Here is a 21805-nt window from a genome sequence, read left to right on the forward strand (position 1 = left end):
CCCGAGCGACTCGGCCAACTCCACGGCTTGGTGCTTGAACTCATCGGTGTAGCTACGACGGGTGATACGGGACATAAGGGACCTCCAAGTGCGATCAAAGTATCGCTTCTTGGCGTCCGCTGACGGGCGGCCAGATCAGTCAGCCGCATGGATGCGGCTGCCAAGCCTACAAGGACGTACTTGCGGCGCCCCCGCACTCCGACACCGCCCCGCCACCCCACGGAATGCCAGCTTTTGCTGTTGCTGCTGCCTTGGCTTGAAGGCTTCGGCGGGTGCAGGGTGCAGGGTGCAGCCCTGCCCAACAACCTTTACCTCAACTGGCTGTCCTTGCTGCCACGCCGGTTGTACCCGGCATGCGCCTGCTCTTCGTCATCCCGCGCCTGCTGGCACGCAACGCACAGCCGCACACCAGGCACGGCCTGGCGCCGCGCCAACAGAATCGGCGCGTCGCATTCCTCACAGTGTTCCAGACCGGGTCCCTCGCGCAGCTGGCGCCGCGCGCGGGCGATCGCATCATCAACGGTGGCGTCGATCTGGTCCTGGACCGCGCCGTCTCCCGCCCAACCGGTGGCCATGGCCGTCCTCCGCAGGTGTGTCGCCTGATATGGGGACGATACACCCCGGTAAAAAGGAATGCCTTCCTGTAGCGCCGAGCCATGCTCGGCGGGGCTTCAGCAAGCTGAGTGGAACGCGCACGGGTTCGATCAATCCGATTGCGACTTAATCCCCTCCGTCCCCTTTTTGTTTACCAGATCAGGTCGTCCGGTACCTGGAACTGCGCATAGTAGGCGTCGTCCTCGGCGTTGCCGGTCGAGATCTCGGCGGTCGAGCCCGGCTGGCCGTGGTCGACGATGATCGCTTCGGGCGCGCGTTCACGCACCTTTTCGGCGGCAGCACGCGGCAACACGGCGTAACCGTCACCATGGGCAATGATGACCAGAACGCCCACCGACAGCGCCTTGCGCAGCTTGGGGTCGATCAGCAGGGTGCGGATCGCCGTGCCATCGCTGAAGCGGTACTCGTCATCGCCCTTGTGGGGCACGGCATGGGCCGCGATGATCTGCTTCGCCTGCGCCTTCTGTTCAGCTTGCCTGGCCTGGGCATTGCGCTCGGCGGCCAGCGCGCGGTCGCGCTCGACCTTCTCGGCGCGGGCACGCTCAGCCTCGCGCTGGACCTCGGCCGACGTCGATTCGGCCTTGCCTTGCCGCGCCTTGGCCTGCTCGCGCGCGGCGGCGCTGGCCTGCGACTTCTTGGCCAGGCCGGCCTTGAGCAATTGTTCCTGCAGCGCGTTGGGCTTTGCCATGGTCGATGTGTACCGCGTGTAATCTTGGATGTCCCCATTCTACCGACGCCCCGCCACCCCTGCATGGCAGTCCTGAAGTACCTCACCGGCTATCCCGAACCCCTGGTCGCCCAGGTCAGCGACCTGCTGGCACAGGGCAAGCTCGGCCCATGGCTGCAGCAGCGCTACCCCGACCCGCACACCGTGCGCAGCGACCGCCAGCTGTACGACTACACGCAGGAGCTGAAGGACCGCTACCTGCGCAAGTCGGTGCCGCTCAACAAGGTCTGCTACGACAACACGCTGGAAGTGATCAAGCACGCGCTGGGTACCCATACCGCCATCTCGCGCGTTCACGGCGGCCGCCTCAAGGCCAGCCGCGAGATCCGCATCGCCACCGTGTTCCGCCAGGCACCGGCAGCGTTCCTGCGCATGATCGTGGTGCATGAGCTGGCCCACCTGAAGGAAGCCGACCACAACAAGGCCTTCTATCAGCTGTGCCAGCACATGGAGCCGGATTACCTGCAGCTGGAATTCGATACCCGCCTGTACCTGACCGAGCTGGCCAACCGCGGCCAGCGCTGACCGGCCGCAGCAGCTACACTGCGCGCCCACTGCCCGACCTGCCTGCCATGGAACCGATCCGTCTCGACAAACGCCTGTCCGCCCTGCTCGGCATCCCGCGCGGCGAAGCGCGGCGCTACATCGAAGGCGGCTGGGTCACGGTCAATGGCGAGGTGGTGGAACAGCCGCAGCGTCCGGTCGATGACAGCGCGGTGATCGTGGTGGCCGAGCAGGCCAGCGATGAAAAGGCCGAGCGGGTCAGCATGCTGCTGCACAAACCGGCTGGCGTTGCCGCCGAAACCCTGTGCGCGCTGGTCAGCAGTGACAGCCGCAGCGAGCTGGACGCCAGCGACATCCGTCCGCTGCAGCGCCACTTCCACGGACTGCAGCTGGCGGCCGCCCTTCCGGCCAGCGACAGCGGCCTGGTGGTGGTCAGCCAGGACCCGGCCACGCTGGCCCATCTTCAGCGCAACCTGGGACGCACCGAGCAGGAATACCTGATCGAGGTCGCCGAAGGCGGCCCCGAGCGTGGCCCATGGCTGCTGGCGCGCCTGCAGCAGGAATCCGGCGGTGCCAAGGTCAGCTGGCAGAGCGAGCAGCGCCTGCGCTTCGCGGGCAAGGGCCTGACCGCCAAGGGCCTGCGCGTGGCGGTCACCGCGGCCGGCCTGCAGGTGACGGCCGTGCGTCGGCTGCGTATTGGCCGCGTGGCACTGGGACCGCTGCCTGCAGGGCAGTGGCGTTACCTGGGCAGCGACGAGCGGTTCTGACAGGGAAGTCCCTGTCATCCACGCATGGCGTGGATCTTCTGCGATGCACCGTCTGCCTTTGATCCACGCGTGGCGTGGATCTACCATCGGCGCATGAGCCTGCCCAAGCCCCTGTGGCGACGTCTGCTTCGCGTTGCTGCAATCATCCTCGCCACACTGGTGCTGCTGGTCCTGTCCGGGCTGCTGCTGGCCGACCATCTCACCCCGCAGGCACGGGGCACGCCCTCGCACGTGCTGCCGCTGCAGCCGGCACAGACGCGGATCGACCGGCAGATCGTTCCGTTGCAGGAGGCCCATCCCGGCCAGTCCGGCGTGGCCTTCCTCAGCGATGGCATGGATGCCTTCGCCGCGCGCGCGATGATCACCACCCACGCCGGGCGCAGCCTGGACCTGCAGTACTACATCTGGCACGACGACCTGATCGGCCACCTGATGGCCAAGGCGTTGTACGACGCCGCCGAACGCGGCGTGCGCGTGCGCATCCTGCTCGACGACATGAACGCCAAGGACAAGGACGCCCTGATGATGGCGCTGGACCGGCACCCCAACATTGAAATCCGCCTCTACAACCCGTTCCGCAACCGGACCGGCCTGCTGCGCATGGTGGAGATGGTGCAACGGTTCTTCAGCGTGAACCACCGCATGCACAACAAGAGCTGGATTGCCGACGGCCGCGTCGCGATCGTCGGCGGCCGCAACATCGGCGAGGAATACTTCAGCGCGCGCACCGATGTGAACTTCCAGGACCTGGACCTGCTGGTCGCCGGCCCTGCCGTGGAGCAGGCCAGCCGGATCTTCGACGACTACTGGAACAGCGAGGCCGCCATTCCGGTATCGGCGCTTGCCTTCCATACCGATGCCCAGCTGCGCCTGCTGATACGCGAATCGGACCATGAGGCCCAGCGTGACGTGGCCCAGCCCTACCTTGCGCGCGTGGCCGAATCGCGCAGGCGGCAGCGCCCGAGTCCCGAGCCATTGCGCTGGAGCCGTGCAGTGCGCATCGTCTCGGACCCGCCGATGAAGCACCGCGACGATGATCGCGGCGCGTGGCTGGTTTCGACGCTGACCAGCGAGCTGCAGGCCGCCCGGCACAAGGCCCTGTTGATCTCGCCCTACTTCGTGCCCGGCAACGAGGGCCTGGATGGCTTTTCGGCCATGGCCCGGCGGGGCGTGCAGGTCGGCGTGGTCACCAACTCACTGGCTGCCAATGACGTCGCCGCGGTGCACGGCGGCTACATGGGCTACCGCGTGCCGTTGCTCGAAGCCGGCGTCCACCTGTATGAGCTGAAGGCACAAGGGCAGTCCGGCGATGCGGGCGTGTTCGGCAGCAGCGGCGCCAGCCTGCACACCAAGGCGTTCCTGGTCGATGACCGCCGCGGCTTCGTCGGCTCATTCAACCTCGATCCGCGCTCGGCCTACCTGAACACTGAAATGGGTGTGCTGTTCGACGATCCGTTGCTGGGTGCACAGCTGCGCGGCGAGTACCTGCGCCTGGCGGATCCCAGGCACAGCTGGTGGCTGGCGCTGGACGACCGTCGCCGGTTGCGCTGGCTGGAGCGCGAACCACCACCGCACTGGGCGGAGGAAGAGCCAGGGGCAACGGCGCGCAAACGCTGGTTGTCGCGGGTGATCAGCTGGCTACCGCTGGAATCGCAGCTGTAACGCTCAGCGCCCCGGATCGGTGGCTTCCTGCCCGGCATCATCCAGCGTTTCCACGCTGCGCCCATGCAGTCGCCGCCAGATCCAGCGCAATGCATGCGGCGGTGCCGAAGGCAGCTGTTCCAGCAGGGCCAGCATGCGGCTCTGGCTGGCATGCCCATGGCGGCACAGCAGGCTGGCCGCCGCAGCGGCGCTGGCCAGGCGCAGGCTGTCGGCCAGCGGGCCCTCGGCCTCCGGCAACAGCGCCTGATGCACCGGCTCGGGCAGCTCCCAGGCAGCCGCCACCCGTTGTGCCAGCGGTAACGACCACTGCTGAAGCAGCTGCAGTGCCAGCGCCGGCTCCACGGTTTCACCACGTGCCTGGGCTTCCTGCAGCAGCTGGCGCATCACCAGCGCCGCGCCCAGGCCCTGCACCAGGCCCAGCCACTGCGCGGCGAAAGCATCACCGAAGGTAACCGTGCGTGCGTGGTCTGCAGCCGCGCGCGAGGCCAGCAGTGCGTGCTCCCAGATGATCGTGCTGAACTGCGGGAACGCATCGCACTGCATCTGCATCACCGGCTGTACCAGTACCGCGCTGATGATCTGCCGAACGCCTTCGGTACCGACCAGGGTCACCGCCCGCTGCAGGCTTTCCACGGGCCGCTCGTGCACCTTGTAGGCGGGGCTGTTGGCGATGCGCAGCAGGTTGCCGGTCAGCACCGGGTCCTGGCCGATGATCGCGGCCATCACCCGCGCGGAGGCGGCATCGTCGTTGACGGTCTGGATCAGCTGCGGCAGCAGCTGCGGACGGCGCGGCAACTGCCGGGTAGCCCAGTCGCGGTCCTGCAGCGCGCGTGCCACCGCTTCCCCCAACGCCGGATCCTGTACAGGCGCCGGCTCACCGGCCAGTCGTGGGTACAACGCCAACGCGTGCAGGCCGCGCTGCAGATGTGCGGCGATCTCCGCAGACGGCAGGGCCTCACCCTGCAGGCTCGCAGCCGCTGCCGCCACTGCCTGTCGCGATACCGCCGCCAAGCGGGACGGCGCAGCCCCGGTCGAGCGCGCCAGCCAGCCGCGTAGTGATCGCCACCAGGCCGCTGTCATCGCCGCCTGCCCTGTCGTTTTGGTGCCCTTGCCGTCACTGACCGCCTGCCTCTTCACGCGAATCCGGCCACCCGCCGTCGTCGCAGCATCGGCCGCACTTTCATCTTCTTTAACCGGAAGGCATGCGATGTCGACGGCACCGGCCGGGGGAATGGACTAGAATGGCGCCGCGCGACCCGTCCCCCTGCACCGACGACGTCGCTTTTTTTGTTTTGGGACCCTACCGTTCACTGGCCGTTCGCTGCAGTTCGCCGCTGATCGCGCCATCGGAGACGCCATGCTATTCGAAACCCTCGCCACCACCGGCCACGAACAGGTGGTGTTCTGCCACAACCACGACGCCGGCCTGAAGGCGATCATCGCCATCCACAACACCACCCTTGGCCCGGCCCTGGGCGGCGTGCGCATGCGTCCTTACGCCAGCACCGACGAGGCGCTGGCCGATGCGCTGCGCCTGAGCCGGACGATGACCTACAAGAATGCACTGGCCGGCCTCAACGTCGGTGGCGGCAAGGCGGTGATCATCGGCGACCCCAAAGCGGACAAGACCGAAGTGCTGTTCCGTGCCTTCGGCCGCTATGTCGATTCGCTGGGCGGACGCTACATCACCGCCGAGGACGTCGGCACCGATGTCAACGACATGGAGAACATCTATCTGGAGAGCCAGTTCGTGACCGGCGTGCACCAGGTCCATGGCGGCTCCGGCGATCCGGCCCCGTTCACCGCCTACGGCGCGCTTCAGGCGTTGATGGCGTCGATGCGCTTCAAGTTCGGCCATGAGGAAGTGGGCAAGACCAGCATCGCGGTGCAGGGCCTGGGTCACATCGGGATGGAACTGGTGAAGCTGCTGCGTGACCGCGGTGCCAAGCTGTATGTCACCGACCTGGACAGCGCGCTGGTTGACCGCGCGGTCAGCGACTTCGGCGCTGAAGCGGTCAAGCCGGACGAGATCCATGAAGTGAATGCCGATGTGTTCGCACCGTGTGCGCTGGAAGGCGCGATCAACGCCGACACCCTGCCGCGGATCAAGGCAAAGATCATCTGCGGCACCGCCAACAACCAGTTGTCGAGCCTGGAAATCGGCGACGAACTGCATGCGCGCGGCATCCTGTATGCGCCGGACTATGCGGTCAATGCTGGTGGCGTGATGAACGTGTCGCTGGAGATCGACGGCTACAACCGCGAACGCGCGATGCGCCTGATCCGCAGCATCTATCACAACCTCACCCGCATCTTCGAACTGTCGCAGCGCGAGAACATCGCGCCGCAGCGAGCGGCCGACCGCATCGCCGAAAGCCGCATCCTGTCGATCGGCAAATTGAAGATGCCGCTGGGCCGCAGCACCCCGCGCCTGGGCAACCTGCGCGGCGGCTGAGCGCGTCGATGTCGCGCCGGGGCTGGCGTCCCGGCGCGACTGTCACTCAGAACCCGGTGCTGTAGCGCAACGCCGCCTGGCGCGCGCCCTCGCCCCCGACGCGCTGGTCGAAGCCCAGGCTCAGGCGGCCACTGCGACCCCACCACGATTCCAGCGCCATGCCGATCAGCGCACTGCCGCGCGGCGCATTCCAGCCCGCCAGTGGTGCCCAGGCATCGACGCCGACGAAACTGGCCTGCCACGCCGCATCGGCACCCTCGAGCCGCTGCTGCCACTCGGCATGCCCGCGCAGGGTCCAGCGCCCCCAGCCATGCTCGCCGCGGATGCCGGCCAGCATCTGGCTGCGCTGCACGCGGTTGGCATCGCCACGCAGGCCGAAGCCGAACCCGCCCAGTTCGTTGAACGCATCGGTATCCACGCGCGTAGTGCTGGCGCCCAGATACGGTGTCAACGAGGCACCCGCGCGGCCGAAGCGATAGCCGCCTTCGACACTGGCACTGCTGAAGCGCCCGCCATAGCGGGCCGAAACACCGTAACTACCCGCGCCCAGCAGCAATTGGCGATCCAGCGCCCGGGTGAACTGCCCGCTGCCGATCTGGGCCAGCGCATAGCCCCGGCCCAGATTCCAGCCCGCGTAAAGCTGTGCCTGCGCCTGGCGATCACGCCCGCGATCGCCGCCGAAGCTGCTGCCACCGTTGCTGCGGGTCTCGCCGAAGGCCACACCCATCAGCCCGGTGCTGCCCAGCGGCAGGTCCTGGCCGGCCATCCAACCGCGGCTGTCGGCGGCGTTGCCGGCAAAGCTGCCCTGCCCGGCCTGGCCGAGCGCACTCTGCCAGGCCCCGCGCAGGCGCGGCGCCGCCTGCACGCGATCAAAGCGCTCTGCGATGGCACGGCGTGACATGTCGATGCTGTCGAAGGTGGCCGCTTCGGCCCGCGCGTGCGCCTGCCCGGACAGGCTCTGCAGACTAGCCTCGAGGCCGTTGCTGCCACCGCCGGTCCACTGCAGCGCCCCGGCGGCCGTACCGAAAGCCGATCCCTGCAGTCCTGCATTATTGTCGAGCACGGCAAATGCACCCTCCAGCCGCTGTGCTGCCGCCTGGGCGGAAGCCCCCAGGCCGCTGGCTGCCCCGGTGACACTGACCTGGGTCAGGTTCAACCAGGCGTTGTTGCTGTCGTAGCCATAGCTGCTCTGCAACAGCGACAGTCCCTGCAGGCCGCTGGAGGTGGCCGGCGTACTGAAGGCACCACTGAGTCCGCCGTCCGCATGGATCAGGTCCTGCCGGGTGCCGCTCTGTGGCACGTAGCCGGAGACGAAGCCATGCACGCGCACGCCACCGTCGAGGGTGGCCTTGCCGGTGACCTGCAGCGCATTGGCGCCGAGTGCGATCATCAACTGTGCGCCCGCCTGCTGGGCGTAGTCGCCCTCGATGGTGCCGGTGGTGTTGCCGGTGGTGAGGAATACGCTGCTGCCGTTGACCACGTTGCCGACCACGCGCGGCGAGCCGCCATTGAACTGCAGGCCGGTCGAATCCGGATCGGACTGGCCGAGGATGGTCACGTTGGAACGGATCACGCCACCGTCCTGCAGTGCCAGGATGCCGCGTTCGATGCGGGTGGAACCGGTATAGCTGTTGTTGCCGGCCAGCACCAGAGTGCCCCCGCCCTGCTTGACCAGGCCGCCGCTGCCGACGATGTTGTTGCGCCACGCCGAACCGCTGGAGGCCACATCCACGTTGGCAACCACATCCCCCCAGTCGAAGCGACCCGGACCGTTGATCGCACGACCGATGTCGAGCAGGCCGTAGCCGAACACCGGATCCACGCCCGGGGCGCCGATGTCCTTGGCAGTGCCCAGCAGGGTCTGCCGCACCAGGTCGTTGCTGAAATACGGATAGCGCTGCCAGACCAGCGCAGCGGCGCCGGACACCAGCGGCGCCGCGAATGACGTGCCGTAGTTCCAGTAGTAGCTGCCCCCGTTTGCATCGGGATAGACCGCGCTGCCCGGCGCTGCCAGGCAGTAGCGCGCGGCCTGGCCGCAGCCATTGGCGTAGCTGGCCAACGTGCCCGGTGCATAGGGATCCACCGCGGTCGCCACCAGCCAGCCGCGCTCCAGATCTGCCGCCGGCAGCGAGCCGGCAACGCCCAGCTGGCTGGGCAGCGCGGCCAGGCTGCTCGGTTCACTGCGGCCGTCATTGCCCGCTGCGAACACCACCAGCCCGCCGTGGTTGACCACGAAGGGGCGATACTCGGCGGCCACCTGCGCGGTGGTCGGCAGGTCGGTCCAGTACAGGCCGCCCCACGAGTTGTTCATCACCTTTACGTTGTAGCTGATCAGGTCCTGGTGCACCTGGGCCACGCCCAGCGGTCCGCTGAAGGAATTGCCCTTGCCGCTGCCATCGTCGGCGGGCGGCTTGTCGGCGATGATCCGCGCCGAAACGATCTGCGCACCAGGGGCGATGCCGCCTGGCCAGGACCCAACCGGCGCGCCGGCAGCCAGGCTGGCTACCGCCGTGCCGTGGCCCACCACGTCGTCCACCTGCAGGTTGTTGCGCGACGGATCGATGTAGTTGAGGTTGGCCACCACCCGCCCGTTCAGTGCCACCGCGTCGCGCTGCACGCCCGAATCGACGATACCGATGCGCACGTTCTGGCCGCTCAGGCCGGCGGCCTGTGCGGCACGCGCATTGGTGACCGACAGATGCGCGTCGAAGGCCGGCTCCTGCGGTTTTGCCGGCGGCGGCGGCGTCGGTGGCGGGGTCGTGGGTGGCGGCGGTGGTGGCGGTGTGTCAATGCGCACGTTGCCGCCCCCGCCACCTCCGCCACAGGCTGTCAGCGCCAGTGCCAGCGCGGTTGCCAGGGCAGATTTCACCGTCGTCGTGCGTTCCATCGATTCCTTCCCATGAACATTGGCCCGCCGTTGTCCCGGCAGGCATGCGGCGCCGTCCAGCGGCGGCCCTCCCCGACCCTCTATACTTGGGCCGACCCCCACGCAGTCTGCCGGGAAACCGGGGCGCTTCCAACGGCCCACGGTCTCCTTTCCGAACATTGCTTACGCATCAACGAGATTGCCATGTCCAACATCGTCATCGCCGCCGCCAAGCGCACCGCCATCGGCTCCTTCCTCGGCCAGTTCAACGGCGTGCCGACCCCGACCCTGGGCGCGGCCGCCATCGCCGCCGCACTGGAGCAGTCGGGCATCCCGGCCAGCGACGTTTCCGAAGTCCTCATGGGCTGCGTGCTGCCGGCCAACCTCGGCCAGGCGCCCGCCCGCCAGGCGGCGATCGCTGCCGGCATTCCGCTGTCGACCGGTGCCACCACGCTGAACAAGGTCTGCGGCTCCGGCATGAAGACCATCATGCTCGGTCATGACCTGATCAAGGCCGGTTCGGCCAGCATCGTTGTCGCCGGCGGCATGGAATCGATGTCCAACGCGCCGCACATGCTGCCCAACTCGCGCACCGGCAACCGCTTCGGCAACTTCCAGGCGGTCGATCACATGGCCCACGACGGCCTGGTCAACGCTTATGACGGCAAGGCGATGGGTGAATTCGCCGAATGCGCCGTGGACAAGTACCAGTTCAGCCGCGAAGAGCAGGACGCCTACGCCATCGAATCGGTCAAGCGCGCGCAGGCAGCCCAGGCCAACGGCGCGTTCGCCGATGAAATCGTCGCGGTGAAGGTCGCCACCCGCAAGGGCGAGGTCGAGATCACCACCGACGAGCAGCCCGGCCGTTCGGACATCGCCAAGATCCCGACCCTGCGCCCGGCCTTCAAGAAGGACGGCAGTGTGACCGCCGCCAGCTCTTCCAGCATTTCCGACGGCGCTGCCGCAGTGGTCCTGCTGACCGAGGAAGATGCGGCTGCGCGCGGCATCAAGCCGTTGGCCCGAATCGTCGGCCACGCCACCCATTCGCAGGAACCGGAGTGGTTCACCACTGCCCCGATCGGCGCGCTGCGCAAGCTGCTGGACAAGACCGGCTGGTCGCTGGATCAGGTCGATCTGTTCGAAATCAACGAAGCCTTCGCTGTGGTGGCGATGGCGCCGATGCGCGAACTGGGCATTCCGCACGACAAGCTCAACGTGAATGGCGGCGCCTGTGCACTGGGCCATCCGATCGGTGCCTCCGGCGCACGCCTGGTGGTGACCCTGGTCAATGCCCTGCGCACGCGCGGTGGCAAGCGCGGCATTGCCACCCTGTGCATCGGCGGTGGCGAAGCAACCGCGATCGCCATCGAATTGATTTAACTAGATTTAACGATGATTTCGCAAAAATGAATGCGGGATCGCTTGACACCCAATCTTGGCTTGTCATCATGTTGTCGGCGCGCAGCATGCGCGTTGCCTAATTCTAACGACGAGGATTTACACAATGAGCATCAACAAGCTGCTGGTCGCGATGTCCCTGGCTCTGGCCCTGGCCGCCTGCTCGAAGCAGGAAGCTGCCCAGGACGCCGCTGCTTCGGCCAACGAAGCCGCCACCGAAGCCCAGGCTGCTGCCGACCAGGCCGCCGCTGCTGGCGCCCAGACCGCCGACGCTGCCCAGCAGGCCGCTGACACCGCCGCCACCGCTGCCGACGCTGCGACCGACGCTGCTGCCAACACCGCCGCTGCTGCCACCGACGCCGCTGCTGGCGAAGCCAAGGACGCCGCCAAGGCTGCCGAAGCTACCGCTGAGCAGGCCAAGGACGCTGCTGAAGAAGCCAAGAAGTAATCACTTCTTTCTTCACGCTGTTCCGGAAAAGCCGCTGGTTCGCCAGCGGCTTTTTCTTTGCGCCCGTGGATCGCGACTGAGCGCGCTCCGCGACCCCGTCTTCACAACGGCATGAATAGGCTGGCGTCCCCATCCATTGCAGTACCGGAGACCGCCATGAAGATTCGTCCGATCACCACCACCCTGCTGGCCGGCTCCCTGCTGCTGGCCCTGGCCGCCTGCAAGGGCCCGGAGGCCGAACAGGCCAAGCAGGACGCGCAGCAGGCCGCCGACAGCGCTGGCGTCGCTGCCCGCGATGCCGTCGACCGGGCCGCTGCCGCAACCCGCGACGCCGCCGACAAGACCGCTGCTGCTTCCGAGCAGGCCGCCGCCGATACCCAGCAGGCGCTGGACAAGGCCGCCGACGCCACCGCCAATGCCGCTGACCAGGCCAAGGTCGCCGCCACCGACGCGGCCGCGCACGCCAGCGACGCCACTGCCGACGCCGCGCAGAAGGTCGCCGACAAGGCGCGCGATGTCGCCAATGACGCCAAGGCCAACGCCGCCAAGGAAGAAGCCAAGCACTGAGCCTTGCCGGCAGCCGAGCACCGGCTCGGCGCTACAGGAAAAGCCGCGGCATGGCCGCGGCTTTTTCTGTTTTTCGCTCTCCGCTCTTTCTGTTGATTCCGTGGTGGACGGCACGGAAACCGTCCAAGGCCGCGCGGGTAGGTTGCGCAGGGGCGTAAGCGCCATGGATGGCGCGCCCGAGCCTACAAGGACGTATTCACGGCGCCCCCTGCGCGACCTACCCGCGCGGCCCATCCATCAGTATCAGCGCCCACCACGAGGGGCACCGCCGTTGGCCATTGCCTACGGCAGCGCGCGCGCCAGCATCGCGGTCAGCTCCAGGCCCGCCGGCAGCGTCCCGAATGCCAGCCCGTGCTCTCCTTCCAGCCGGCTGCGCACGAACGCCTCGGCGATCGGGCTGCGCGCACGCAGCAGCAGCGCTGCCTGTAACAACAGCGCAGTGCGCTCGCAGAACAGCCGCGCCTGTGATTCCTCCGGTGCCGGTGCCGCTGCCCAGCGCTGCAATGCCGCTGCGTAGCGCGCATCACGGTCGGCCACCGCCGCCAGCTCGCCGCGCAATGCCGCCATCGCCTCCGGTTCACGGGCCAATGCACGCAGCACATCCAGACACTGGATGTTGCCGCTGCCTTCCCAGATCGAATTCAACGGTGCCTGCCGGTACAGGCGCGGCAGCATCGACTCCTCCACATAGCCCGCGCCGCCCAGGCATTCCTGCGCTTCATTGACGAAGGCCGGCGCACGCTTGCACAGCCAGTACTTGCCCAGTGCCGTCCCCAACCGTGCCATCGCGGCTTCATTGGCATCCACACCGGCACGATCCACCGCGCGTGCGATGCGGATCGCCAACACCGTGGCCGCTTCCGACTCCATCGCCAGATCAGCCAGCACGTTGGTCATCAACGGGTGCTCGACCAGCAGCTTGCCAAAGGTGCGGCGATGCCGTGCGTGATGCAGCGCCTGCGCCAGCGCCATGCGCATCTCCGCTGCGGCGCCCAGCATGCAGTCCAGGCGGGTCATCATCACCATGCCGATGATGGTGGCCACGCCGCGGCCCTCTTCACCCACCCGCCACGCCTGCGCGCCGCAGAACTCGACCTCGCTGGAGGCATTGGCCCAATCCCCAAGCTTGTCCTTCAACCGCATCAGGCGGAACGCATTGCGGTCACCGTCTGCCAGGCGGCGCGGCAACAGCAGGCAGGTCAGTCCTCCAGGCGCCTGCGCCAGCACCAGGAAGCCGTCGCACATCGGCGCGGAAAAGAACCACTTGTGGCCGACCAGGCGATAGCGCTCGCCATCGATCGGTTCGGCGCGGGTACTGTTGGCACGTACATCCGAGCCGCCCTGCTTCTCGGTCATGCCCATGCCCAGGGTGATGCCGGCCTTGTCCGCCACCGGCACGTCGCGCGGGTCATAGACCGGCGCTGCGGCCTTGCGTGCCCACTCGGCCAGGTGCGGCTGCGTGCGCAGCACCGCTACTGCTGCATGGGTCATCGTCAATGGGCAACTGGTGCCCGCCTCGGCCTGGTGATGCAGGTAGCTCAACACCGCACGTGCCACGTGCGCGCCGGGCTGCGGCTCATGCCAGGACAAGCCTGCGACGCCGTGCGATTTGGCCGTGTCCATCAACTGGTGATAGGCCGGATGGAACTCCACCGTGTCGATGCGATGGCCCTGCGCATCATGCGTGCGCAGGCGTGGCCGATCGCGGTTGGCATCGAAGCCGACCCGGTACAGCTCATCACCCGCCAGCGCGCCATACACCGCCAATCGTGGCGCGAAGCTGCCAGCGCCTTCGCGCTGAACGGCTTCCATCAGCGCCGCGTCGTCGGTCCACAACTGCCGCCCCGCGAACGGCGGCGGCTGGTTCAGTACCACATGGGTTTCGTAGGGCGCGTTGCTGCTGAAGCTCGGTCCACTCATCCGGTCCATCCTGGCGGCAAGAAGTGTGCGGCCCGATTGTGCCGCATGACCTGCCAAGCCCGTGTTCAGGCCGGTTCTCACCCCGTGCACGAGCCGCAGGCCACAGTGATGGCATGGCAAGCAATGACGATCTGGTGGTGTTGCGACCGGAGGGGCTGTACTGCGCTGCGGGCGACTTCCACATCGATCCCTGGCGGCCGGTGCCGCGCGCGGTCATCACCCATGGCCACGGTGACCATGCTCGCCCGGGCATGGGCGAATACCACTGCAGCGACGGCAGCCTGCCGATCCTGCGTTGGCGCCTGGGCGACGTGCCGGTGCAGGCGCATGCCGAGGGCACCCCGTTCCGCCTGGGCCGGGTGCAGGTATCACTGCATCCAGCCGGCCACGTGCTGGGGTCCTCGCAGGTGCGCATCGACGACGGGCGGCAGGTCTGGGTGGCCTCCGGCGACTACAAGCGCCAGCCAGACCCGACCTGCGCGCCGTTCGAAGTGGTGCCCTGCGATACGTTCATCACCGAGGCAACCTTCGCCCTGCCGATCTACCGCTGGCCGGACACGCCGGCAGTCGCTGCGGAGATCGTGGCGTGGCGCCGCGAATGCGAACAGCGCGGCGAGGCGGCGATCCTGCTGTGCTATGCACTGGGCAAGGCACAACGGGTGCTGGCCGAGCTGCGGCCGCTGGATGATCGCCCGGCCTGGCTGCATGGCGCCATCGCCAATGGCGTAGCGGTGTACCGGCAGGCCGGCGTACCGATGCTGGAGACGCTCACCGTGGCCGAACAGGGCCGTCAACCCGATGCCGCCGGCCAGTTGATCCTCGCCCCGCCCTCGGCTGCGGGCACGCCCTGGATGCGCCGCTTCGGGCGCCACCAGCTGGGCTTCGCCTCGGGCTGGATGCAATTGCGCGGTAACCGGCGCCGACGCAACGTCGATCGTGGCTTCGTCATTTCCGATCACGCCGATTGGCCAGCACTGCTGACGACGATCGAACAGACCGGCGCGCAGCGGGTGATCGCCACCCATGGCAATACCGATGCGCTGATTCCCTACCTGCGTGAGCGCGGCGTGGCTGCCGAAGCCTTCCGTACCGGTTTCGGGAGCGAGGAATGAAAGCCTTCGCAGCGCTCTACCAACGCCTGGACCGCAGCACTGCCACGCTGGACAAGCGAGCGGCACTGGTCGATTACTTCGGCCAGGCAGGCGCGCACGATGCGGCGTGGGCGCTGTACCTCCTCAGTGGTGGCAAGGTGGGCGGTGCACGCCGGAAGATCGCCACCAGTGGCGAACTGCGCGCCTGGATCGCCGAGGAATCAGGGTTGCCACCGTGGCTGGTGGACGACAGCTATGCGCAGGTCGGTGACCTGGCCGAAACGCTGACGCTGCTGCTGGACGACCCACCAAACCCCTCGCCTGACCGCCCCCTGGCCGAATGGATCGAACAGCACCTGCTGGCGGTGGCCAACCAACCCGAGGCGGTGCGCCGTGCGGCGGTCGTCGCCGGCTGGCGGCAGCTGTGCAGCAGCGAACGCCTGGTGTTCAACAAGCTGCTGACCGGAGCCCTGCGCGTTGGCGTCTCGCAACGGCTGGTGCAGCAGGCGCTGGCCGAGTGGTCCGGCCTGGATATTGCCCGCATCGCCCAGCGCATGCTGGGCGAGTGGGTGCCCTCGCCCGGGCTGCTGGCCCAGCTGCTGTCGCCGGATGAGCTGCCGCTGGACCGGCAGCAGCCCTACGCCTTTTTCCTCGCCTCGCCACTGGAGGGCAGCCCTGCCGAACGACTCGGTGCGATCGACGACTGGCTGCTGGAATGGAAGTGGGATGGCATCCGCGTGCAGCTGCTGCGCCGGCGCGGCGAGGTCGCCTTGTGGTCACGTGGCGAAGAGCGGCTGGATGGTCGCTTCCCCGAAATCGAACAGGCGGCGATGGCGCTTCCCGATGGCTGCGTGCTGGATGGCGAGCTGCTGGCCTGGGACGAAGCCGCGGACCTGCCACGTGCCTTCACCGCGCTGCAGACCCGCATCCAGCGCCGCAAACCCGGCGCGGCCACCCTGCGCAACACGCCGGTGCGCGTGCTCGCCTACGACCTGCTGGAACTCGATGGCGCGGACCTGCGCGAACTTCCACTGCAGCAACGGCGCGCGCGGCTCACCGAGGTCGTCGGTGCACTGGGCGATGCGCGCATCCAGCTGTCGCCCGACGTTGCCGCCGGCGACTGGCCGCAGGCCGCGGCGATGCGCGATGTGGCGCGCGAACGCGGTGTGGAGGGGTTGATGCTGAAGCGGCGCACGTCCTCCTACCAGGCGGGGCGACGACGCGGCGACTGGTGGAAATGGAAGGTCGATCCACTCACGATAGACGCGGTGCTGCTGTACGCACAGGCCGGGCACGGCCGACGCAGCACGCTGTACACCGACTACACCTTTGGCGTGTGGGACGGCGACACGCTGGTGCCGGTGGCCAAGGCGTATTCCGGCCTGGACGACAAGGAGATCATCGCGCTCGACCGCTGGATCCGCGCCAACACCCGCGAGCGCTTCGGGCCGGTGCGCAGCGTACGCGCCGAACAGGTGTTCGAGCTGGGCTTTGAAGCAGTCAACCGCAGCAGCCGGCACAAGTCCGGCATCGCCGTGCGCTTCCCGCGCATCCTGCGCTGGCGCCACGACAAGCCCGCCAGCGAGGCCGATCAGCTGGCCAGCCTGAAGGCGCTGGCGCGATGACCCGCAGCCAGGCGCTGCGCCGGCTGGAAGACTGGTTTGCGTCCAGAGGCTGGCGCTCACTGCCGTTCCAGCGCGCAATGTGGCGCCACTACCTGGCGGGCGAATCCGGGTTGCTGCATACGCCCACGGGCAGCGGCAAGACACTGGCGATGTTCGGCGGGCCCCTGCTGCAGGCCATGATCGATCCGCCGCCCTTGCCCCGTCGGGCCAGCGCGGTGCGCCCACTGCAGGTGCTGTGGGTGACGCCCTTGCGCGCGTTGGCCAGTGATACCGCACGCGCACTGCAGGACGTGGTCGATGGGCTGGGGCTGGGATGGCGTGTCGGCCTGCGTAGTGGCGACGCCAGCAACCGCGAACGACGACAGGCGCGCGAGGGCCGCGTCGACGTACTGGTGACCACGCCCGAATCGCTGGCGCTGTTGTTGAGCTATCCCGACACGCTGCCGCGCATGCGCCAGCTGCGCTGCGTGGTGGTGGATGAATGGCACGAACTGCTGGGCAACAAGCGCGGCGTCCTGCTGCAGTTGAACCTGGCGGTGTTGCGCGATGCCAGGCCGGCATTGCAGCTGTGGGGTCTGTCGGCCACGCTGGGCAATCTGCAGGAGGCGCGCGACGTGCTGCTGCCCGGTCAACCGGAAGCACCGATCGTGCAGGGCGTACGGCCGCGCACACTCAGCGTGCGCAGCCTGCTGCCAGACCCCGGCGAACGCTTCCCATGGGCGGGGCATCTGGGCCTGGCACAGCTGCCACGCGTGCTGGAGGCGCTGATGCAGGCACGCAGCAGCCTGCTGTTCACCAACACCCGTGCACAGGCAGAACTGTGGCATCAGGCGCTGGCCGCGGTGTGGCCGGAGGAACTGGACACGCTTGCGCTGCACCACGGCTCGCTGGATCCGGCCCTGCGCCAGCAGGTGGAAGACGGACTGCGCGCGGGCGCGCTGCGCTGCGTGGTTGCCACTTCCAGCCTTGACCTCGGCGTGGACTTCCCCGAAGTAGAACAGGTCCTGCAGCTGGGCAGCCCGAAGGGCGTGGCGCGCCTGCGCCAGCGCGCCGGACGCGCACGCCACCGCCCGGGTGCCAGCGGCGCCATCCTGTGCGTGCCCAGCCATGCGCTGGAACTGGCCGAGTACGCTGCGGTGCGCCGTGCATTGGCTGAAGGCGTGGTCGAAGCGCGCAGGCCGCCGACGCTGTCGCTGGATGTGCTGGCCCAGCACGCGGTCAGCCGTGCGCTGGCGGGCGGCTTCGACAGCACTGCGCTGCTGGAACAGGTCCGGCGTACCCATGCCTTCGCGTCGCTCGGCAACGACCAATGGCAGGCCGTGCTCACGTTCATCGTGCAGGGCGGGCAGGCCTTGGCCCAGTACCCCGATTTCCACAAGGTCGTGCGTGATGCCGATGGGTGGTACCGCATGCATGACCGCCGCCAGGCGCTGCGTCATCGGCTTTCGATCGGCACCATCAGCAGCGATGGCAGCGTGCGCGTGCAGTTCCTGCGCGGCGGCAGCCTGGGCGCCGTGGAGGAGCAGTTCGCCAGCCGGCTGCGACGTGGCGATCGTTTCCAGTTCGCCGGGCGCCTGCTGGAGCTGGTGCAGCTGCGCGACATGACCGCCTTCGTGCGGTTGGCACGAGGGCGCGGAGACGGCGTCGTGCCACGCTGGCAGGGAGGCCAGTTGCCGCTGTCGATGCCACTCGGTCGCGAGCTGGAGTGGGTACTGTCCGGCGCCGACAACAGTGCCGAATCACGCTGGCTGTCGCCCTTGCTGGCACTGCAGCAACAGTTGTCGGCGCTTCCCGGCGCGGACCACCTGCTGGTGGAACAGGTGCGGCGTCGCGAAGGCCAGTTCCTGTTCGTCTATCCCTTTTCCGGCCGCCACGTGCATGAGGCGCTGGCCGCCCTGCTGGCCTTGCGCTGTACCCGCCTGCAGCGCAACAGCATCGGCTACGCGGTGAACGACCATGGCCTGGTGCTGGCACCGGCCCAGGCGATCGATCTGGACGCAGCGCAGTGGCGAGCATTGTTCACCCCCGATCAGCTGCTGGATGATCTGCGTGCCGCAGTGAACCTGGGCGAGCTGGCGCGGCGCCAGTTCCGCGGCATCGCACGTGTGGCCGGCCTGCTGGTACCCAGCCTGCCCGGTGGCATGCCGCGATCGCTGCGGCAGTTGCAGGCGTCGGCGGGCCTGCTCTTCGATGTACTGCGCGAGCACGATCCGGGCCATCTGCTGCTGGCGTTGGCCGAACGCGAAGTGCTGCACGACAGCCTTGACCTGCCGGGCTTGCGGCAGGTACTGGCAAGGATCGGCACGCAGGCGCTGTCGGTGCAATGCCCGGCGTCGCTGACGCCCCTGGGCTTCCCGCTGTGGGCCGAACGCCTGCGTGGGCAGTTCAGCAACGAGGACTGGCGTACCCGCGTGCAACGCGCGGCCAAGCAGCTGGAGCGCCGCCATGGCCGATGAACTGCTGCTGCTGCGCGCGGGCGAATCGCTTGTGCTGCTTGGCGAGCGCGCGCTGTACTGGCCCACACGGCAGGCGCTGTTGATCGCCGACCTGCACTTGGGCAAGGCCGACGTATTCCGCCGTGCCGGCATCGCGCTCCCCAGTGGTGGCACCGGGGAAGACCTCAATCGCCTGCAGGCGCTGCTGGACAGGTATGCATGCCGCGAGCTGTGGATCCTGGGCGACATCCTGCATGGACCGGCGCATCGCGCCGCGTGGTACCAGCAATGGTTGGCATGGCGCGAACGCAACGCGGCGCTGGACGTGCATGTCCTGCGCGGAAATCACGACCGCCACCTGCCGCACGCCCAGCTGCTGGTACAGATCCACGATGAAGCACACCTGCATCCGTTCATGCTTCGCCATGAGCCAGTGGCCGATGCAGGACGGCATGTGATCGCTGGGCATCTGCATCCGCAGGTCGCCCTGCCGCCGTTGCGTCGGCGCTTCCCCGTATTCTGGCTGCGTGACGGGATGACGGTCCTGCCGGCCTTCTCTGCGTTCACTGCGGGAATCGTGCCTGTTCCCGCTCCCGGCGAGCAGAGGGTCGCCTGCGTCGAGGGCAGCCTGGTCGAACTGCCCGTGACGTGAATCAGGCGGGGCGGATCTCCAGCTGCGGCATCAACTGGAACTCGGGCGTATCCCCTTCACGCCGCCGCGGCAAGGCCTGGATCCTCGCCAGCATTTCCTGCGCGCAGGCGCGGATGCGTGCATGGTGTTCCGGCGACGCGTGGCTGATCAGGCTGCCCACATGGAATTCAAACACGTCCTCCAGTACGTCGGGCTGGTCCTCGTGCAGCATCTGCAGCAGACCACGCAGCTTGCAGATTTCCGATTCCAGCTCCTCGACCGCGAACAACATGGCGTCCTCCTCTTCAACAACAGGCGGCGCGTCCGGGCCGCAACAGGCCGCGACGGCAGCGCCGCCCGGGCCACGCGCGATGTCGATCACGGAAAGGAAAACGGGCGACGCGCAATCGCGTGCAACCCACTTCTCGCATATCTGTAGTGACGCAGCCGTTAATTCACGTGACGACGCGCCTCACGCACTGGCCGTGATCGCGTTGCTGGGAGGCATTGCCATCGACGTGCCCAGTTCGTTGACGAATGCCGGGTCCAGTTGGAGCGAGCCAAGCCAGCCATGCTGCGTGCCACTGAGTATGCGCAGCATATGCCCACGGCCACCGGGCAGGCGCCCCATCGGGCCAAGCAGCACATCACGCGCTTTCGCCCAAGCGTCGCGGTCGGACTGGAACAGTGGCGTCAGCCAGCGGCTCCAGCGCTGGTACACGGCCACATGCGCGCGCCGCTGCGCTTGGTAGGCCTGCAATGCCGCCGCACTGCCGCCATGGCTGCGCACGGCATCGCGCAGTGCCAGCGCATCGAGCAACGCCATGTTCACACCCTGCCCCAGCTGTGGGCTCATCGCATGCGCCGCATCACCGGCCAGCACCATGCGGCCTTGGTGCCAACGTGTCATCACCGCATCACGGTAAACGGCGCGCGCCATCTGGCCGGCATCGCGCAGATGGGCGAAGCGCGCACCGGCCTGCGGCCACAGCGCATGCAGTTCATCCAGCCAGGGCGCCATACCTTCGGCCTGCCACCGATCGAAATCGGCGCGTGGCAGGCTCCAGAAGAAGCTCAGGCGCGGCGTGTCATCACCGGGGCGGGTACCGACCGGCAGCAGCCCGATCATCTTGCGCGCGGCCACGTAGCGCTGGCGCAGCTCGCTCATGTGCGGCCAGTCCTCGGCCGGCAGCAGGCACCACAGCGCGCCCCACGGGTAAACCCTGTCCAGCGCGATGCCCTGCTCGACGCCGCCGCGCAGCGTTGAAGCTGCACCATCGGCAGCCACCACAAGGTCGAACGGTCCGTGCTGGCGCCCCCCGCTGTCGCGCAAACGCCCCTGTGCGGCGTCGACGGAAACGATGGTGGTGCCGACATGCAGCTGGCCGGCGCCATCGCGGGCCTGGTCCAGCAGCGAAAACAGTGCCCCGCGCTGCATGCCCAGCCCATGCAGGCGTGCATCCAGCCCGGCATAGGCCATGTCCATCACCGCGCGCTCGCACGGCGTGTCGCCATACAGGCGGTGCACCGGCGCGGCATGTGCACGCACGGAATCAAGCAGGCCCATCTGCCACAGTACCTGCAGGCCGCTGGGCTGCAGCAGGAAGCCGGCGCCAACCGGTCCCGGCGTGGGCACGCGTTCGAAGATCTCCACCTCGTGGCCGTCACGGGTGAGCAGGATGGACACTGCCTGTCCAGCGGTGCCGTAGCCGATCACGGCGATGCGCAGTCGTTCCTTCATGGGCGCATTGTGCCCGAGGTGGGTGGATCGCGAACGGGCCGCGAGCGTGCCGCGCAAAAAAAACCCCGCCGGAGCGGGGTTTTCAACGCACTGTCGAGTGGATCACTCGGCCGGCGTGATGTTCGAAGCCTGGGCACCCTTCGGGCCCTGGGTCACGTCATAGGTGACACGCTGGCCTTCCTGCAGGCTGCGGAAGCCCTTGGAGTTGATGGCGGAGAAGTGCGCGAACACGTCGGCGCTGCCATCCTCCGGCGAGATGAAGCCAAATCCCTTGGCGTCGTTGAACCACTTGACGGTACCGTTCGGCATGGTGATGCGAGACCTTATGCAATGAATGGGTGGTGTACGCTGAA

19 protein-coding genes are annotated in these 21805 nt (G+C 67.9%); 11 read left to right on the top strand and 8 right to left on the bottom strand.

Annotated elements, in window-relative coordinates:
* Positions 1 to 308: 308 nt before the first annotated feature.
* Positions 309 to 575 (bottom strand): DksA/TraR family C4-type zinc finger protein, encoded by a 267-nt coding sequence (locus AC5P9W_RS19320; RefSeq protein WP_495219399.1) that lies wholly within the window; start codon positions 573 to 575, stop codon positions 309 to 311.
* A 170-nt stretch (positions 576 to 745) separates the two neighbouring features.
* Positions 746 to 1303 (bottom strand): DUF2058 domain-containing protein, encoded by a 558-nt coding sequence (locus tag AC5P9W_RS19325; protein ID WP_111103071.1) that lies wholly within the window; start codon positions 1301 to 1303, stop codon positions 746 to 748.
* Positions 1304 to 1366: 63 nt separating this feature from the next.
* Here AC5P9W_RS19325 and AC5P9W_RS19330 point away from each other — a divergent pair, with 63 nt between their 5' ends.
* The 3 genes from AC5P9W_RS19330 to AC5P9W_RS19340 all read left to right on the top strand — a co-directional run bounded on the left by AC5P9W_RS19330 (position 1367) and on the right by AC5P9W_RS19340 (position 4275).
* Positions 1367 to 1867, top strand: coding sequence for a M48 metallopeptidase family protein (locus AC5P9W_RS19330; RefSeq protein ID WP_021203991.1), 501 nt, complete (start codon positions 1367 to 1369; stop codon positions 1865 to 1867).
* A gap of 47 nt (positions 1868 to 1914) precedes the next feature.
* Positions 1915 to 2613 carry an RNA pseudouridine synthase gene (locus tag AC5P9W_RS19335; RefSeq protein ID WP_019662144.1) on the top strand — a complete coding sequence of 233 codons (699 nt, stop codon included), beginning with the start codon at positions 1915 to 1917 and terminating at the stop codon, positions 2611 to 2613.
* 69 nt (positions 2614 to 2682) lie between these two features.
* Positions 2683 to 4275, top strand: a complete 1593-nt coding sequence (locus AC5P9W_RS19340; protein WP_031270567.1) for a phospholipase D family protein — start codon at positions 2683 to 2685, stop codon at positions 4273 to 4275.
* 3 nt (positions 4276 to 4278) lie between these two features.
* Here AC5P9W_RS19340 and AC5P9W_RS19345 read toward each other — a convergent pair whose 3' ends face one another.
* On the bottom strand, positions 4279 to 5355 hold the full coding sequence (locus AC5P9W_RS19345) for an HDOD domain-containing protein (protein WP_019662146.1): 1077 nt from the start codon (positions 5353 to 5355) through the stop codon (positions 4279 to 4281).
* A gap of 277 nt (positions 5356 to 5632) precedes the next feature.
* Between AC5P9W_RS19345 and AC5P9W_RS19350 the strand changes: the two genes are divergently transcribed.
* Positions 5633 to 6730 (top strand): Glu/Leu/Phe/Val dehydrogenase dimerization domain-containing protein, encoded by a 1098-nt coding sequence (locus AC5P9W_RS19350; protein ID WP_019662147.1) that lies wholly within the window; start codon positions 5633 to 5635, stop codon positions 6728 to 6730.
* Between the two features lie 46 nt (positions 6731 to 6776).
* Here AC5P9W_RS19350 and AC5P9W_RS19355 read toward each other — a convergent pair whose 3' ends face one another.
* Positions 6777 to 9617, bottom strand: coding sequence for a S8 family serine peptidase (locus AC5P9W_RS19355; RefSeq protein ID WP_495219400.1), 2841 nt, complete (start codon positions 9615 to 9617; stop codon positions 6777 to 6779).
* Positions 9618 to 9800: 183 nt separating this feature from the next.
* On the opposite strand from AC5P9W_RS19355, the gene AC5P9W_RS19360 reads away from it, so the two are divergent.
* The 3 genes from AC5P9W_RS19360 to AC5P9W_RS19370 all read left to right on the top strand — a co-directional run bounded on the left by AC5P9W_RS19360 (position 9801) and on the right by AC5P9W_RS19370 (position 12009).
* Complete coding sequence (locus AC5P9W_RS19360) at positions 9801 to 10976, top strand: thiolase family protein (protein WP_019662149.1); 1176 nt, start codon at positions 9801 to 9803, stop codon at positions 10974 to 10976.
* A gap of 124 nt (positions 10977 to 11100) precedes the next feature.
* Positions 11101 to 11442: a hypothetical protein gene (locus AC5P9W_RS19365; RefSeq protein WP_019662150.1), complete on the top strand. Its 342-nt coding sequence runs from the start codon at positions 11101 to 11103 to the stop codon at positions 11440 to 11442.
* 156 nt (positions 11443 to 11598) lie between these two features.
* Complete coding sequence (locus AC5P9W_RS19370; protein ID WP_019662151.1) at positions 11599 to 12009, top strand: hypothetical protein; 411 nt, start codon at positions 11599 to 11601, stop codon at positions 12007 to 12009.
* A gap of 282 nt (positions 12010 to 12291) precedes the next feature.
* Here AC5P9W_RS19370 and AC5P9W_RS19375 read toward each other — a convergent pair whose 3' ends face one another.
* On the bottom strand, positions 12292 to 13929 hold the full coding sequence (locus AC5P9W_RS19375; protein ID WP_019662152.1) for an acyl-CoA dehydrogenase family protein: 1638 nt from the start codon (positions 13927 to 13929) through the stop codon (positions 12292 to 12294).
* A 113-nt stretch (positions 13930 to 14042) separates the two neighbouring features.
* Here AC5P9W_RS19375 and AC5P9W_RS19380 point away from each other — a divergent pair, with 113 nt between their 5' ends.
* The 4 genes from AC5P9W_RS19380 (at position 14043) to pdeM (ending at position 19732) form a co-directional block, all read left to right on the top strand.
* Entirely contained in the window at positions 14043 to 15041 is a 999-nt protein-coding gene (locus AC5P9W_RS19380; protein WP_111098037.1) for a ligase-associated DNA damage response exonuclease, read from the top strand.
* Complete coding sequence (locus AC5P9W_RS19385; RefSeq protein ID WP_207049877.1) at positions 15038 to 16645, top strand: ATP-dependent DNA ligase; 1608 nt, start codon at positions 15038 to 15040, stop codon at positions 16643 to 16645. The genes AC5P9W_RS19380 and AC5P9W_RS19385 overlap by 4 nt, the downstream gene beginning before the upstream one ends.
* Positions 16646 to 16722: 77 nt before the next feature.
* Positions 16723 to 19101, top strand: a complete 2379-nt coding sequence (locus AC5P9W_RS19390; protein WP_495219401.1) for a ligase-associated DNA damage response DEXH box helicase — start codon at positions 16723 to 16725, stop codon at positions 19099 to 19101.
* Positions 19091 to 19732: a ligase-associated DNA damage response endonuclease PdeM gene (gene pdeM / locus AC5P9W_RS19395; RefSeq protein WP_021203999.1), complete on the top strand. Its 642-nt coding sequence runs from the start codon at positions 19091 to 19093 to the stop codon at positions 19730 to 19732. The genes AC5P9W_RS19390 and pdeM overlap by 11 nt, the downstream gene beginning before the upstream one ends.
* 1 nt (position 19733) lies before the next feature.
* Here pdeM and AC5P9W_RS19400 read toward each other — a convergent pair whose 3' ends face one another.
* The 3 genes from AC5P9W_RS19400 to AC5P9W_RS19410 all read right to left on the bottom strand — a co-directional run bounded on the left by AC5P9W_RS19400 (position 19734) and on the right by AC5P9W_RS19410 (position 21761).
* Entirely contained in the window at positions 19734 to 20003 is a 270-nt protein-coding gene (locus tag AC5P9W_RS19400) for a hypothetical protein (protein WP_019662157.1), read from the bottom strand.
* Between the two features lie 180 nt (positions 20004 to 20183).
* Positions 20184 to 21452 (bottom strand): FAD-dependent oxidoreductase, encoded by a 1269-nt coding sequence (locus AC5P9W_RS19405; protein ID WP_329858889.1) that lies wholly within the window; start codon positions 21450 to 21452, stop codon positions 20184 to 20186.
* Between the two features lie 102 nt (positions 21453 to 21554).
* Entirely contained in the window at positions 21555 to 21761 is a 207-nt protein-coding gene (locus tag AC5P9W_RS19410; RefSeq protein WP_005410590.1) for a cold-shock protein, read from the bottom strand.
* Positions 21762 to 21805: the final 44 nt, after the last annotated feature.

Source organism: Stenotrophomonas sp. YJH_SMC_33 (assembly GCF_059372295.1).